Here is a 12,623-nt window from a genome sequence, read left to right as displayed (position 1 = left end):
CCGTCCCCGGGCGGCGCATTTCTCCCTGACTGATAGCAATGGACGCATCATGATTAGCGTATTCGATATTTTCAAAATCGGTATTGGTCCTTCAAGCTCTCACACCGTCGGACCAATGAAAGCTGGTAAACAATTCACGGATGACTTGATTGCACGCGGCATTTTGCACGACATCACCCGCGTGGTGGTCGATGTATACGGTTCCCTTTCCCTGACGGGTAAAGGCCACCATACCGATATCGCCATTATCATGGGCCTGGCGGGGAACCTGCCGGATACCGTGGATATTGACACCATCCCTGTATTCATCCAGGACGTAAATACTCACGGTCGTTTGCTGCTGGCGAACGGCGTGCACGAAGTTGAGTTCCCGGTTGATCGCTGCATGAATTTCCATGCGGACAACCTGTCGCTGCACGAAAACGGCATGCGCATCACCGCGCTGGTTGGCGAAAAAGCAGTTTACAGCCAGACGTATTACTCCATCGGCGGCGGCTTTATCGTCGATGAAGATCATTTCGGTCAAAACAACAACGCATCTGTTGACGTGCCTTACCCCTATAAAAACGCTGCGGATTTGCAGCGTCATTGCCATGAGACAGGCCTCTCCCTCTCTGGTTTGATGATGAAAAACGAGCTGGCACTGCACAGCAAAGAAGCGCTGGAACAGCACTTTACTCAGGTCTGGGATGTGATGCGCGGCGGTATCGAACGTGGGAGCACCACCGAAGGCGTTCTGCCTGGTAAACTGCGTGTACCGCGCCGTGCGGCTGCGCTGCGCCGTATGCTGGTCAGCGCCGACAAAACCACCACCGATCCGATGGCGGTCGTGGACTGGATTAATATGTTCGCGCTGGCCGTGAATGAAGAGAACGCGGCGGGCGGGCGCGTGGTGACGGCGCCAACGAACGGGGCATGCGGTATCGTTCCTGCTGTGCTTGCCTATTACGACAAGTTTATCCGTGAAGTTAACGCCAACTCCCTGGCGCGCTACCTGCTGGTCACCAGTGCGATGGGTTCGCTGTATAAGATGAACGCCTCCATTTCCGGTGCGGAAGTGGGCTGTCAGGGTGAAGTCGGCGTCGCCTGCTCTATGGCGGCGGCTGGTCTGGCTGAGCTATTGGGCGCCAGCCCGGCCCAGGTGTGTATTGCGGCGGAGATTGGCATGGAGCACAACCTGGGGCTGACCTGCGATCCAGTTGCGGGCCAGGTACAGGTGCCGTGCATTGAACGTAACGCTATCGCCTCTGTGAAGGCGGTGAACGCGGCACGTATGGCGCTGCGCCGCACCAGCGAGCCGCGCGTATGTCTCGATAAGGTTATCGAAACCATGTATGAAACCGGTAAAGATATGAACGCCAAATACCGGGAAACCTCTCGCGGTGGCCTGGCGATGAAGATCGTCACCTGCGATTAAGCCTCTCAGGAAGCCTCGTTTTGCGAGGCTTATTCCTGTTTTACCCCGCACTATTCGTTTCATCCTGCTGACAGTGTTACCCTTGACCCATTAGATATAAGGGAGATTATCTGTGGCTGTTCATTTGCTTATTGTCGACGCGCTCAATTTGATTCGCCGTATCCATGCGGTACAAGGCACGCCCTGCAAGGACACCTGCCTGCACGCGCTGGAACAGCTTATCCGTCACAGTGAACCTACCCACGCGGTTGCCGTCTTTGATGACGAAGCGCGTAATACTGGCTGGCGGCACCAGCGCCTGCCAGACTACAAGGCCGGGCGCGCGCCTATGCCGGACGATCTTCACGCTGAGATCCCCATAATACGCGCCTCCTTTGAACAGCGAGGCGTGCCGTGCTGGGGCGCGCTGGGTAATGAAGCAGACGATCTGGCGGCAACGCTGGCCGTTAAGGTGGCGAGCGCCGGGCATCAGGCGACCATCGTGTCGACCGACAAAGGCTTCTGCCAGTTGCTCTCTCCCACCATCCGCATCCGCGATTATTTTCAAAAACGCTGGCTGGATGCGCCATTCATCGCCGGTGAATTTGGCGTCTCTCCCCGGCAACTTGCTGACTACTGGGGACTGGCGGGGATCAGCAGTTCCCGAGTGCCGGGCGTGGCGGGTATTGGACCCAAAAGTGCCGCACAGCTACTGACGGATTTTGAAGATCTGGAAGGGATTTACGCCCGGCTTGAAGAGGTGCCGGAGAAATGGCGTAAGAAGCTGGAGGCGCACAGAGAGATGGCCTTTATCTGCCGGGAAGTCGCAACGCTACAAACACACTTACAGCTGGACGGGAATTTGCAGCAGTTGAGGTTAGCGCGTTGAATTCCCCTCACCCTAACCCGCTCCCCGGAGGGGGGAAGGGACGGGTGAGAGGGCCTCAGCGCACTATCGCTCGTCGCGACGGCCACCCACTGCCGCCCACCAGCGACGAATGTGCACCGTTACCTCTTCACGGTCGTGATACAGCTGGCGCGCCTGAATGACCACGTTAATGCCGTGTTCATCCATCTGCTGCTGGATATAGGCCAGGTTCTGAGAGACTTCCTCGTAGCGCTTTTTCATCGGCAACTTGAGGTTAAAGATGGTCTCACGACACCAGCCATTCACCAGCCATGAGGCCATTAGCGCGGCCACTTTCGCCGGTTTCTCCACCATATCGCACACCATCCAGGAGATGTTATTGCGGGTTGGACGATAGCGGAAACCGTCTTCACGAAGCCAGGTAACCTGTCCGGTATCCATCAGGCTTTGCGCCATGGGGCCGTTATCAACAGATGCCACCCACATGTTGCGTTTAACCAGTTGATAGGTCCAGCCTCCCGGACACGCGCCGAGATCGACCGCGTGCATGCCGTTTGCCAGACGCTCATCCCACTCATCGGCGGGAATAAAGACGTGAAACGCCTCTTCCAGCTTCAGCGTTGAACGGCTTGGCGCATCTGACGGAAAGCGTAAACGCGGTATACCCATAAAGAACGGGGAGTTATTGGTCGTGTACGAATAGCCGGTATAGCAGCAGCCAGGCGCAATAAAGAAGATATGCACCACCGGACGTTTTGGCGTCTCGTAATTTGTCAGCACGCCCGCGTCACGCAGCGCAGCACGCAGCGGTACGGTGAACTTACGGCAGAACTTCATCAGCTCTTTACTTTCGTTGGTGTCAGCAACCTCAACGCGCAGATCGCCGCCCTTCTCAACTACACCCTGAAGCATACCCACAACGGGCGTGATACGATCTTCCGGCGGTAAATCTTTAAGCAACTCACCTGCGACAAACATCTGACGAGCGAAGATCAAAGAGCTGAACGGTAACTCGCGCGCCAGCTTATCCGCATCATCAGGCTGATAACATTCAAAGATGACATAGCCCGCATTCTCTTTCACGCGGGCAAAGCCGAACACTTCGCGCTTTGCTGCTTTATCGGTAATTTCCGCGGCGCACTCTTTCTCAAACCCCGGGCGACAATATAAAACAACCTTATTCATGAACAACGCCCTTGCGTTTCAGACGGATAGCTCCGATAAACATTAATACCCAGCCTGCCAGGAAGCTGACGCCGCCGACAGGTGTAACAAACGCCCACAGGCGCAGATGTGACAGCGCGAGGCAGTAAAGACTTCCGCTAAACAGTACGGTCCCCAACGCCAGAAATACGCTGCTCCAGTAAAACCAGATGCTGATCCGGCGCTGCATCGCCACCGCCAGACCAAAGATGGCAAGCGTATGGAATGCCTGATATTCGAGGCCGGTCTGGATCCAGCCCATTTCGACTACCCCTAAAGACTTGCTTAACACATGCGCACCAAAGGCACCCAGTGCGACAAATACAAAGCCACTCACTGCGGCAAAAATCAGCATGAATCGGCTGGTCATGATTCGGTCCTAAAGTGATGCGTGCTCAGCACACATAAGTTATTGTTCATACCTGAAGCGGAATTTTTCTTGCTCATTTGCCGCTTTAGACAGTATCCACTGCCGGAAGGCGGCTATTTTACCCAGTTCTGCCTGACTGTCATGACAAACCAGATAAAACGCATTCTTGCTGACCAGAACATCATTAAAAGGGCACACCAGGCGGCCGGCCTCGATTTCGGACTGTGCCATAACGTTGTTTGCCAGCGCCACGCCCTGCCCGTGAATCGCAGCCTGTAACACCATCGCACTGTGGCTAAAAATGGGGCCCTGCTGCACGTTTATATGAGTAAGACCCAACTGACGGGTATAAGTTTGCCAGTCGCGGCGAGAAGCATCATGTAACAGAGTATGTTTTGCGAGGTCGGCGGGCGTCTTCAGCGCCTTTTCACCCGTCAGCAGCAGCGGCGAACAGACCGGCAGCAGATATTCTGCGTATAATTTCTCAACACGCAAGCCCGGCCAGTTGCCGCGACCATAAAAAATAGCCACGTCCACATCATCTGCCAGTTTGTCCTCCTGACGATCCACCGCCTGGATTCGAACGTCGATTCCCGGATAAGCTGAGTTAAAGCTTGAGAGCCTTGGCACCAGCCAATGAATGGCAAAACTGGGCAATAAACTGACCGTTAATGCACCTTTCGCGCTGCGCGCCTGCAGCTTACGCGTGGCTTCCGTGAGCTGGGAAAAAATTTCTTTGATATCCTGAAAATAGCTTTGGCCTTCTTCCGTCAATAACAGCGATCGGTTACGTCGACGGAACAGTTTAAGGCCCAGGAAATCCTCCAGAGACTTGATTTGGTGACTTACTGCGGCTTGTGTCACAAAAAGCTCATCGGCTGCGCGGGTGAAGCTCAGGTGGCGTGCTGCTGCATCAAATACACGTAATGCATTAAGGGGTGGCAATCGCTTCGACATGGTTATCTGGCTTAGATGTTAACGAAATTTAACATATAGGAAACAACGTTTAACCTATTAGTTTTTTTTATCTGAGCCATTATAATTTGTCCGTTGAGGAACTACCAGCAAATACCTATAGTGGCGGCACTTCCTGAGCCGGAACGAAAAGTTTTTTGGAATGCGTGTTCTGAAGGGCTTTTGGCTTACGGTTGTGATGTTGTGTTGTTGTGTTTGCAATTGGTCTGCAATTCAGACCACGGTAGCAACGCTACCAATTTTTCACTTCCTGTACATTTACCCTGTCTGTCCATAGTGATTAATGTAGCACCGCCTTTTTGCGGTGCTTTTTTTTGCTTGTCTGTTTATGACTCTTAGCGCTGAATTTCCTTCATCTCTTTCACATCGCTGCGATTGATCTGCTGTTTGTTCCCGTTTGCATCTTTATATGAAATCATCCCGGTATCATTATCAGTGGTCGGTTTCCCTTGCGAAACGATGGAACGACCATCGTTAGTATGCATAACGTAGTTATTACCGGAACAGGCGCTCAGGGCAAAGGTAAACACACAGGCAGAGATGATTGCGGCTGTCTTTTTCATGATTATTCTCCTTTAGCAATTAATGCTATTCAAACCTCGATGAGTAACAGGCTAAAACATCCACCTAACACTATTTAGCATAACCTGCTTTTTCAATGTCGCCAGGATATGCAGACGAATCTGATAGATATCAACGTCCTTGCTCTGCTGCGAATTTTGCGCGACGATCTCTGTATCGAAATGAGGAATACCATGAACGCTTTCACTCCTGCGCAATTTCGCGCACAGTTTCCAGCGCTGGCCGATGCCGGTGTTTACCTTGATAGCGCTGCTACCGCCCTCAAGCCGCAGGCGGTCATGGAGGCGACGCAGACGTTCTACAGTTTAAGTGCCGGAAATGTACATCGTAGTCAGTTTGCCGAAGCACAGCGCCTGACTGCACGCTATGAAGCCGCACGCGATCAGGTTGCGCGTCTGATCAACGCTGAAAGCGGGAAAAGTATCGTCTGGACCCGAGGCACCACCGAAGCCATCAATATGGTGGCCCAGTGCTACGCGCGCCCGCTGCTGCAACCGGGGGATGAGATAATCGTCAGTGAGGCGGAACATCACGCCAACCTGGTGCCATGGCTGATGGTTGCAGAGCAAACGGGTTCACGCGTTGTGAAGCTCCCGCTAGGCGCAGATTATCTGCCGGATGTAACGCGTTTACCCGAGCTAATTAGCCCACGCAGTCGCATGCTGGCCATTGGGCAGATGTCCAATGTCACCGGCGGTTGCCCGGACCTGGCTCGGGCCATTGCAATAGCGCACGCTAATAATATGGTGGTAATGGTCGACGGCGCACAGGGCGTGGTGCATTTCCCGGCGGATGTTCAGGCGCTGGATATCGATTTTTACGCCTTCTCAGGACATAAGCTTTACGGGCCAACCGGTATTGGTGCGCTGTACGGCAAGCCTGAGCGTCTGGCACAAATGACGCCATGGCTTGGCGGCGGTAAAATGATTACAGAAGTGACCTTTGACGGCTATAAAACACAGGATGTACCTTATCGCCTTGAAGCCGGCACGCCGAACGTGGCGGGCGTAATTGGCTTGAGTGCCGGGCTGGAATGGCTGGCGGAGATCGATATCGTTCAGGCTGAAAACTGGAGCCGGGGCCTGGCAACGCTTGCCGAGGAAGAACTGAAAAAGCGCCCGGGCTTTCGCTCATTCCGCGTGCAGGACTCAAGCTTGTTAGCCTTTGATTTTGCAGGCATTCACCATAGCGATATGGTCACCCTACTGGCCGGGTACGGCATTGCCCTGCGCGCCGGACAGCACTGCGCTCACCCCCTGTTGGCAGCGCTCGGCGTTAACGGTACGCTGCGCGCCTCGTTTGCCCCATATAACACGCAAAGCGATGTCGAGGCGCTAATTGCCGCCGTTGACCGCGCCCTTGAACTCCTGGTGGATTAATGACTCACACCGTTTTAGCCGAACACCCGTTTGGTTCTGTCATCACAGAAGCGCTCTTAAAACAACGCTTCGCGCCGCTTACGCAGTGGGAAGATAAATACCGTCAGTTGATCCTTCTCGGCAAGCAGTTACCGGGGCTGTCTGATGAGCGTAAGGCGCAGGCAAAAGAGATTGCCGGATGCGAGAATCGCGTCTGGCTGGGATGTAGCGTCTATGATAACAAAATGCATTTCTTCGGTGACAGCGAAGGCCGCATCGTTCGCGGCCTGCTGGCAGTGCTGCTAACCGCAGTAGAGGGCAAAAGCGCGGCTGAACTGCAGGTTCATTCGCCGCTGGTGCTGTTTGACGAACTGGGTTTACGCGCACAGCTTAGCGCCTCGCGTAATCAGGGGTTGACTGCACTCAGCGAAGCGGTACTGGATGCGGCGCGTCAGGCTCAGGCCTGACGTTGCGCTTTCGCCATCATCTTCTTCAGGGCGTGAGAGACCGCCACAAAGCCGAATGACGCGGTTACCATGGTGGCCGCACCAAAACCGGAAGCGCAATCCATCCGTTTTGGTCCTTCGGCGGTGTTTTTCATTGCACACACTGAACCGTCCGCCTGCGGGTAAACCAGCGCCTCGGTAGAAAATACACAGTCGACGCCCAGCTTGCCTTTACTGTTTTTTACCACCCTGAAATCACTCTTCAGGCGTTCACGCAGTTTAGCTGCCAGCGGATCCTGAATGGTCTTTGCCAAATCCACGACCTGGATCTGCGTTGGATCGATTTGTCCGCCTGCGCCCCCGGTAGTGATCAACGGAACCTTATAACGACGGCAGTAGGCAATCAGCGCCGCCTTAGGACGAATGCTATCAATAGCGTCTATCACGTAGCTATAACCCTTGCTCATATACTCCGCAACGTTATCTACCGTCACAAAATCATCAATTACCGTTACCCGACACTCCGGGTTAATCAGACGGATTCGCTCAGCCATCACATCTGATTTCGCCAGCCCAACGTTATCGCGCAGGGCGTGGATCTGACGGTTGGTATTCGTCACGCAGACGTCATCCATATCAATCAACGTGATTGCTCCAATACCGGTTCTCGCCAGCGCTTCCGCCGCCCAGGAGCCCACGCCGCCAATGCCTACCACGCAAACATGCGCGTCCGCGAATAACTGCAGCGCTTTTTCACCATATAAACGTGCCGTGCCGCCGAAACGCTGGCGCCAGGCATCGCTGATTACCACAGACATAAAACCTCAGATATAAAAAGGGTGAGGTTCTTCCTCACCCTGAACGTTCATCCATATTGGATCCAGAATACCATAATCAGCCGTTGAATACGTTGCCACTACTGGCTGCGGTCTTCAGCACCCAAACGCGCCCGTAGTGGTTATACCAGCCGGCACGATGTCCGGCATCCGGGCCAATACCTTGATAAATATCGAAGTGCTGGCCTTTAATTGCGCCGCCCACATCGAGCGCTACCATCAGACGTAACTCATATTGACCGCTAAATTTGCCGTTGTTATCCAGGAGCGGAACTTCGGCTAGCAGCGTCGTACCTGCAGGAATAATCGAGCGATCGGAGGCGACAGAGGCGCGGCCAATGAGCGGTACCGCGCTCGCGCCTTTCACTGGCGCAAAGTTCTGCGGTTTAAAGAAGACGAACGATGGGTTCTGTTCCAGCAGTTCACGCACTTCGGCTTCGCTGTGTTTTTCGCCCCACTCGCGGATCGCCTGCATCGACATATCGTCTTTTTTCACTTCACCACGGTCGATAAGCACTTTACCTATACTGCGGTATGCATGGCCGTTTTTACCGGCATAGCTAAAGAAGTTAAGCGGAGAGCCGTCGCCAAAATCAATATAGCCGCTGCCCTGAACGTCCATGATGAAGTTATCCATCAGTGAATTGCTGTAAGCCAGAATATAGTTTTCGCTTAGCGCCCCGGCGTAAATCTCGGCGCGAGACGGCAGGCGGCCACGTTTTGGCGGCATACGGTAGATAGGATACTGGAACTCACCCTGACGCGTGTGGCGCGCCTGAATGACCGGGGTGTAGTAACCGGTAAACTGGACGTTGCCAAAGTTGTCCGCCCCTTCCATCTGCCATGCATCAATACCAAACTGGCGCATGTTGCGCGTATCGCCGCCCGCGCGCAGCCAGTCCTGCACCGCACTATAAACGTTATTCTGGGAGCCATATAAACGTGGTGATGCATTACGGATCTGATAAACCTGCTCGGAGAAATCTCCGGCATTGATTGGCGCGCCTACGGCATCAGGTTGGTTAACCAGAGAGAAAGGCTGGGATAACTTCCCGTCTTTATACTGTTGACCGCGATCGGTCGGTTTGGAAGAGCAGGCCGCAAGAATGGCTACCAGTGCCCCTGTCATTAGATACTTCACCCAACGTCCTTTCATTATATCTCGTCTTTTAATTGCCCTTATCCGCGTGATGAAGATAACAAACCCCCCGGGGTAATGAAATGCGATCGCATGCCGTTCGGCAAATTTCGCGCAAAAAATAGTCCAAACAGCGCGATGTTGTTCAATTCACATACAAAATAATGAATTATGTGAAAAAGGGGTTGCATCAAAAACCCAACCGAGTATAGTGCGCATCCACGGACGCGGGGTGGAGCAGCCTGGTAGCTCGTCGGGCTCATAACCCGAAGGTCGTCGGTTCAAATCCGGCCCCCGCAACCAATTAAAATTTGATGAAGTATCTTCTGCAGCGCAGAAAGACGGACGCGGGGTGGAGCAGCCTGGTAGCTCGTCGGGCTCATAACCCGAAGGTCGTCGGTTCAAATCCGGCCCCCGCAACCAATCAAATTTTAGACAATAAGAAGTACGGTGCCGCGGGGTGGAGCAGCCTGGTAGCTCGTCGGGCTCATAACCCGAAGGTCGTCGGTTCAAATCCGGCCCCCGCAACCAACACTTCTAAAACAATGAACACCCTGACGGGTGTTTTTTTGTATCGGCAGTTTGTGAAACTGCCGGGCGTGCTACCCGGCGTCAACACTACCCGCGCCGCGCCAGCGTCGCCCGGTCTGAGAAATACGCCCGTATCCCTGCCAGAATCGACTCTGCCACTTCCTGCTGGAATTTAGCGGTTTTGAGCTTACGCTCCTCTTCCACATTGCTGATAAAGGCCGTCTCAACCAGGATAGAGGGAATATCCGGTGCTTTAAGTACCGCGAACCCCGCCTGTTCAACGCTGTTTTTATGCAACTTATTGACCCGGCCCAGTTTGCCTAATACCGCTTTTCCAAACTTCAGGCTGTCGGTGATGGTCAGCGACTGCACCATATCAAACATGGTGTGGTCGACATAGCGATCGCCGCTCTTGCCCACGCCGCCGATTAAGTCAGAAGCGTTCTGGGTATCGGCAAGGTATCTCGCGGCGGTGCTGGTCGCCCCTTTCGTTGAGAGCGCAAACACCGAGGAGCCACTAGGCTGACGGCTGGTGAAGGCATCCGCATGGATAGAGACAAAAAGATCCGCACGCTGTTTTTGCGCCTTCGCTACCCGAACCTTAAGCGGAATAAAGACGTCTTCATTACGCGTCATGTAAGCGCGCATATTGCCTTCTTTGTCGATCAATGCCTTCAGACGGCGAGCGATCTGCAGCACAACGTCTTTTTCGCGGGTGTGATATTTACCGACCGCTCCGGAGTCTTCTCCGCCGTGACCAGGATCGAGCATGATCACAATCGGCCGATCGCGTCCTGCTTTACCCGGCTTCGGACCGCTTTGCGCTGGCGGCACCTGGCGGTCGAGATCGCCTTTGTTGTAATCTTCAAGCAGGGCCAAAAGCGGATCCTGGATATCTGTCGCGTTGGCCGGATAAAGATCCATCACCAGACGCTCTTTAAAGGTAGCAACCGGTGCCAGCGCAAAGAGCTGCGGTTTAACGTTCTGCTTTAGCTCAAACACCATGCGCACGGTTTGCGGATCGAACTGCCCCACGCGGGCTGATTTGATAAACGGGTCGTCACTGTGGATCTGCGCTGCCATTCCTTTCAGAACCGAATTCAGGTTTACGCCTTCGATATCCACGACAACGCGTTCAGGGTTACTGAGGGCAAATTGCTTATATTTCAGCACGCGGTTGGATTCAACCGTCACGCGCGTATAGGTCGACGACGGCCAGACACGCACCGCTACAACCTGGCTTGTGGCGGCAAGACCCACCTGGCTGACGCTGAGCAACCACATTGCCCCGGCCCCTTTTAACAAACGGCGGCGGCTAATTGCTGAATTGGATCCCGACATGCTTCTCCCGAGCAAGAAATCTGATTGATATACAAAACGTCCAAATTGACCGAAAACTTTAACGAATGACGCATAAACTGTCATCTATAAAAGGGTAAACAATCTTACGCTAACGCACGGATTACTTATAATTTTCTGTGTGCCACAGAAAATTTAGGCTTGCACACGCGGCCGAATTCGAATAAAAATACATAAATTACGAATAAACATTCATTAAGGTTGTGCCATGGTGAAGGAACGTAGAACCGAACTGGTCCAGGGATTCCGCCATTCGGTTCCTTATATCAACGCCCATCGGGGGAAAACGTTTGTCATCATGCTCGGCGGTGAAGCCATTGAGCACGAAAACTTTTCCAGCATCGTTAACGATATCGGCCTGCTGCACAGTCTCGGCATTCGTCTGGTGGTCGTTTATGGCGCGCGTCCGCAAATCGATGCCAACCTGGCGGCACATCACCACGAGCCGATTTACCATAAGCATACTCGCGTAACGGATGCCAAAACCCTCGAGCTGGTTAAGCAGGCCGCGGGATTACTTCAGCTCGATATAACAGCACGCCTGTCGATGAGCCTGAATAATACCCCGCTGCAGGGTGCGCACATTAACGTTGTGAGCGGCAATTTCATCATCTCCCAGCCGCTGGGCGTGGACGATGGCGTTGACTATTGTCACAGTGGTCGTATTCGTCGTATCGATGAAGAGGCGATTCACCGTCAACTGGACAGCGGCGCCATCGTACTGATGGGGCCGGTGGCCGTCTCCGTGACCGGCGAGAGCTTTAACCTGACCTCTGAAGAGGTGGCTACCCAGTTGGCCATCAAACTCAAAGCAGAAAAAATGATCGGGTTCTGTTCCTCGCAAGGCGTCTATAACGAAGAGGGAATGATTGTGCCGGAGCTGTTCCCCAACGAAGCTCAGGCCCGGGTCGAAGCGCTGGAAGCCGAAGGCGATTACCATTCAGGCACCGTCCGCTTTCTGCGTGGCGCCGTTAAGGCCTGTCGCAGCGGCGTACGCCGTAGCCACCTTATCAGCTATCAGGAAGACGGGGCCTTGCTGCAGGAGCTGTTCTCCCGCGACGGTATTGGCACGCAGATTGTGATGGAGAGCGCGGAACAGATCCGCCGCGCCACCATCAATGATATCGGCGGCATACTGGAGCTGATTCGGCCGCTGGAACAGCAAGGCATCCTGGTGCGCCGCTCGCGTGAACAGTTGGAAATGGAGATCGACAAGTTTACGATTATCCAGCGCGATAACCTGACCATTGCCTGTGCCGCGCTTTATCCGTTCCCGGAAGAGAAGATCGGCGAAATGGCCTGCGTGGCGGTGCATCCTGACTACCGAAGTTCATCTCGTGGTGAAATGCTGCTGGAGCGCGTGGCGGCGCAGGCTCGCCAGATAGGTCTGAGCAAGCTGTTCGTCTTAACTACCCGCAGCATTCACTGGTTCCAGGAGCGTGGCTTTACGCCGGTAGATATAGATTCCCTGCCGGAAAGTAAGAAAGAGATGTACAACTATCAGCGCCGTTCCAAAGTGCTGATGGCCGATCTGGGGTAGTTTGAAACCCTCGCCGGGTGG

General features: G+C 54.0%; 12 protein-coding genes and 3 tRNA genes. 8 read left to right on the top strand and 7 right to left on the bottom strand.

What is annotated here, in order from left to right:
• Window positions 1-49: 49 nt before the first annotated feature.
• Window positions 50-1,417 carry an L-serine ammonia-lyase gene (locus NL510_RS05465; protein WP_253382267.1) on the top strand — a complete coding sequence of 456 codons (1,368 nt, stop codon included), beginning with the start codon at window positions 50-52 and terminating at the stop codon, window positions 1,415-1,417.
• 112 nt (window positions 1,418-1,529) lie between these two features.
• Window positions 1,530-2,285, top strand: a complete 756-nt coding sequence (gene xni / locus NL510_RS05460) for a flap endonuclease Xni (RefSeq protein WP_253382265.1) — start codon at window positions 1,530-1,532, stop codon at window positions 2,283-2,285.
• Window positions 2,286-2,348: 63 nt separating this feature from the next.
• Here xni and rlmM read toward each other — a convergent pair whose 3' ends face one another.
• From rlmM to NL510_RS05440, 4 genes are all read right to left on the bottom strand, one after another.
• The gene (gene rlmM / locus NL510_RS05455; protein ID WP_253382263.1) at window positions 2,349-3,449 is read right to left on the bottom strand and encodes a 23S rRNA (cytidine(2498)-2'-O)-methyltransferase RlmM; all 1,101 of its coding nucleotides are present in this window, start codon (window positions 3,447-3,449) and stop codon (window positions 2,349-2,351) included.
• Window positions 3,442-3,837, bottom strand: a complete 396-nt coding sequence (locus NL510_RS05450) for a DUF423 domain-containing protein (protein WP_253382260.1) — start codon at window positions 3,835-3,837, stop codon at window positions 3,442-3,444. Before NL510_RS05450 ends, rlmM begins: the two co-directional genes overlap by 8 nt.
• 39 nt (window positions 3,838-3,876) lie before the next feature.
• Window positions 3,877-4,794, bottom strand: coding sequence for a glycine cleavage system transcriptional regulator GcvA (gene gcvA / locus NL510_RS05445; RefSeq protein ID WP_253382258.1), 918 nt, complete (start codon window positions 4,792-4,794; stop codon window positions 3,877-3,879).
• A gap of 353 nt (window positions 4,795-5,147) precedes the next feature.
• On the bottom strand, window positions 5,148-5,375 hold the full coding sequence (locus NL510_RS05440) for a YgdI/YgdR family lipoprotein (RefSeq protein WP_253382256.1): 228 nt from the start codon (window positions 5,373-5,375) through the stop codon (window positions 5,148-5,150).
• 192 nt (window positions 5,376-5,567) lie between these two features.
• Here NL510_RS05440 and csdA point away from each other — a divergent pair, with 192 nt between their 5' ends.
• The gene (gene csdA / locus NL510_RS05435) at window positions 5,568-6,773 is read left to right on the top strand and encodes a cysteine desulfurase CsdA (protein ID WP_253384762.1); all 1,206 of its coding nucleotides are present in this window, start codon (window positions 5,568-5,570) and stop codon (window positions 6,771-6,773) included.
• Window positions 6,773-7,219 carry a cysteine desulfurase sulfur acceptor subunit CsdE gene (gene csdE, locus NL510_RS05430; RefSeq protein WP_253382254.1) on the top strand — a complete coding sequence of 149 codons (447 nt, stop codon included), beginning with the start codon at window positions 6,773-6,775 and terminating at the stop codon, window positions 7,217-7,219. Before csdA ends, csdE begins: the two co-directional genes overlap by 1 nt.
• On the opposite strand, the gene tcdA is transcribed toward csdE, so the two are convergent.
• Both tcdA and mltA read right to left on the bottom strand, forming a co-directional pair.
• On the bottom strand, window positions 7,210-8,016 hold the full coding sequence (tcdA, locus tag NL510_RS05425; protein ID WP_253382253.1) for a tRNA cyclic N6-threonylcarbamoyladenosine(37) synthase TcdA: 807 nt from the start codon (window positions 8,014-8,016) through the stop codon (window positions 7,210-7,212). The two genes, csdE and tcdA, sit on opposite strands and share 10 nt — an antisense overlap.
• A gap of 76 nt (window positions 8,017-8,092) precedes the next feature.
• Complete coding sequence (gene mltA / locus NL510_RS05420; protein ID WP_253382251.1) at window positions 8,093-9,190, bottom strand: murein transglycosylase A; 1,098 nt, start codon at window positions 9,188-9,190, stop codon at window positions 8,093-8,095.
• Window positions 9,191-9,398: 208 nt separating this feature from the next.
• Here mltA and NL510_RS05415 point away from each other — a divergent pair.
• From NL510_RS05415 to NL510_RS05405, 3 genes are all read left to right on the top strand, one after another.
• A tRNA-Met gene (locus NL510_RS05415) sits at window positions 9,399-9,475 on the top strand.
• A 43-nt stretch (window positions 9,476-9,518) separates the two neighbouring features.
• Window positions 9,519-9,595, top strand: a tRNA-Met gene (locus NL510_RS05410).
• A 31-nt stretch (window positions 9,596-9,626) separates the two neighbouring features.
• Window positions 9,627-9,703, top strand: a tRNA-Met gene (locus NL510_RS05405).
• Between the two features lie 87 nt (window positions 9,704-9,790).
• Here the strand turns inward: NL510_RS05405 and amiC are convergent.
• Window positions 9,791-11,044, bottom strand: a complete 1,254-nt coding sequence (amiC, locus tag NL510_RS05400) for an N-acetylmuramoyl-L-alanine amidase AmiC (RefSeq protein WP_253382249.1) — start codon at window positions 11,042-11,044, stop codon at window positions 9,791-9,793.
• 226 nt (window positions 11,045-11,270) lie between these two features.
• Between amiC and argA the strand changes: the two genes are divergently transcribed.
• A complete protein-coding gene (argA, locus tag NL510_RS05395; RefSeq protein WP_253382247.1) occupies window positions 11,271-12,602 on the top strand; it encodes an amino-acid N-acetyltransferase in 1,332 nt (443 codons plus the stop codon).
• Window positions 12,603-12,623: the final 21 nt, after the last annotated feature.

Origin of the sequence: unidentified bacterial endosymbiont, assembly GCF_918797525.1 — a bacterium.
Lineage (GTDB): Bacteria > Pseudomonadota > Gammaproteobacteria > Enterobacterales > Enterobacteriaceae > Enterobacter.
The sequence above is the reverse complement of the archived record's forward strand: the minus strand, read 5'-3'. Positions and strand labels throughout refer to the sequence as shown.

Excerpts from the sequence above, each read along its gene's own strand:
- NL510_RS05465 (WP_253382267.1), top strand. The coding sequence starts at position 50 with ATGATTAGCGTATTCGATATTTTCAAAATCGGTATTGGTCCTTCAAGC.
- rlmM (WP_253382263.1), bottom strand. The coding sequence starts at position 3,449 with ATGAATAAGGTTGTTTTATATTGTCGCCCGGGGTTTGAGAAAGAGTGC.
- NL510_RS05450 (WP_253382260.1), bottom strand. The coding sequence starts at position 3,837 with ATGACCAGCCGATTCATGCTGATTTTTGCCGCAGTGAGTGGCTTTGTA.
- gcvA (WP_253382258.1), bottom strand. The coding sequence starts at position 4,794 with ATGTCGAAGCGATTGCCACCCCTTAATGCATTACGTGTATTTGATGCA.
- NL510_RS05440 (WP_253382256.1), bottom strand. The coding sequence starts at position 5,375 with ATGAAAAAGACAGCCGCAATCATCTCTGCCTGTGTGTTTACCTTTGCC.
- csdA (WP_253384762.1), top strand. The coding sequence starts at position 5,568 with ATGAACGCTTTCACTCCTGCGCAATTTCGCGCACAGTTTCCAGCGCTG.
- csdE (WP_253382254.1), top strand. The coding sequence starts at position 6,773 with ATGACTCACACCGTTTTAGCCGAACACCCGTTTGGTTCTGTCATCACA.
- tcdA (WP_253382253.1), bottom strand. The coding sequence starts at position 8,016 with ATGTCTGTGGTAATCAGCGATGCCTGGCGCCAGCGTTTCGGCGGCACG.
- mltA (WP_253382251.1), bottom strand. The coding sequence starts at position 9,190 with ATGAAAGGACGTTGGGTGAAGTATCTAATGACAGGGGCACTGGTAGCC.
- amiC (WP_253382249.1), bottom strand. The coding sequence starts at position 11,044 with ATGTCGGGATCCAATTCAGCAATTAGCCGCCGCCGTTTGTTAAAAGGG.
- argA (WP_253382247.1), top strand. The coding sequence starts at position 11,271 with ATGGTGAAGGAACGTAGAACCGAACTGGTCCAGGGATTCCGCCATTCG.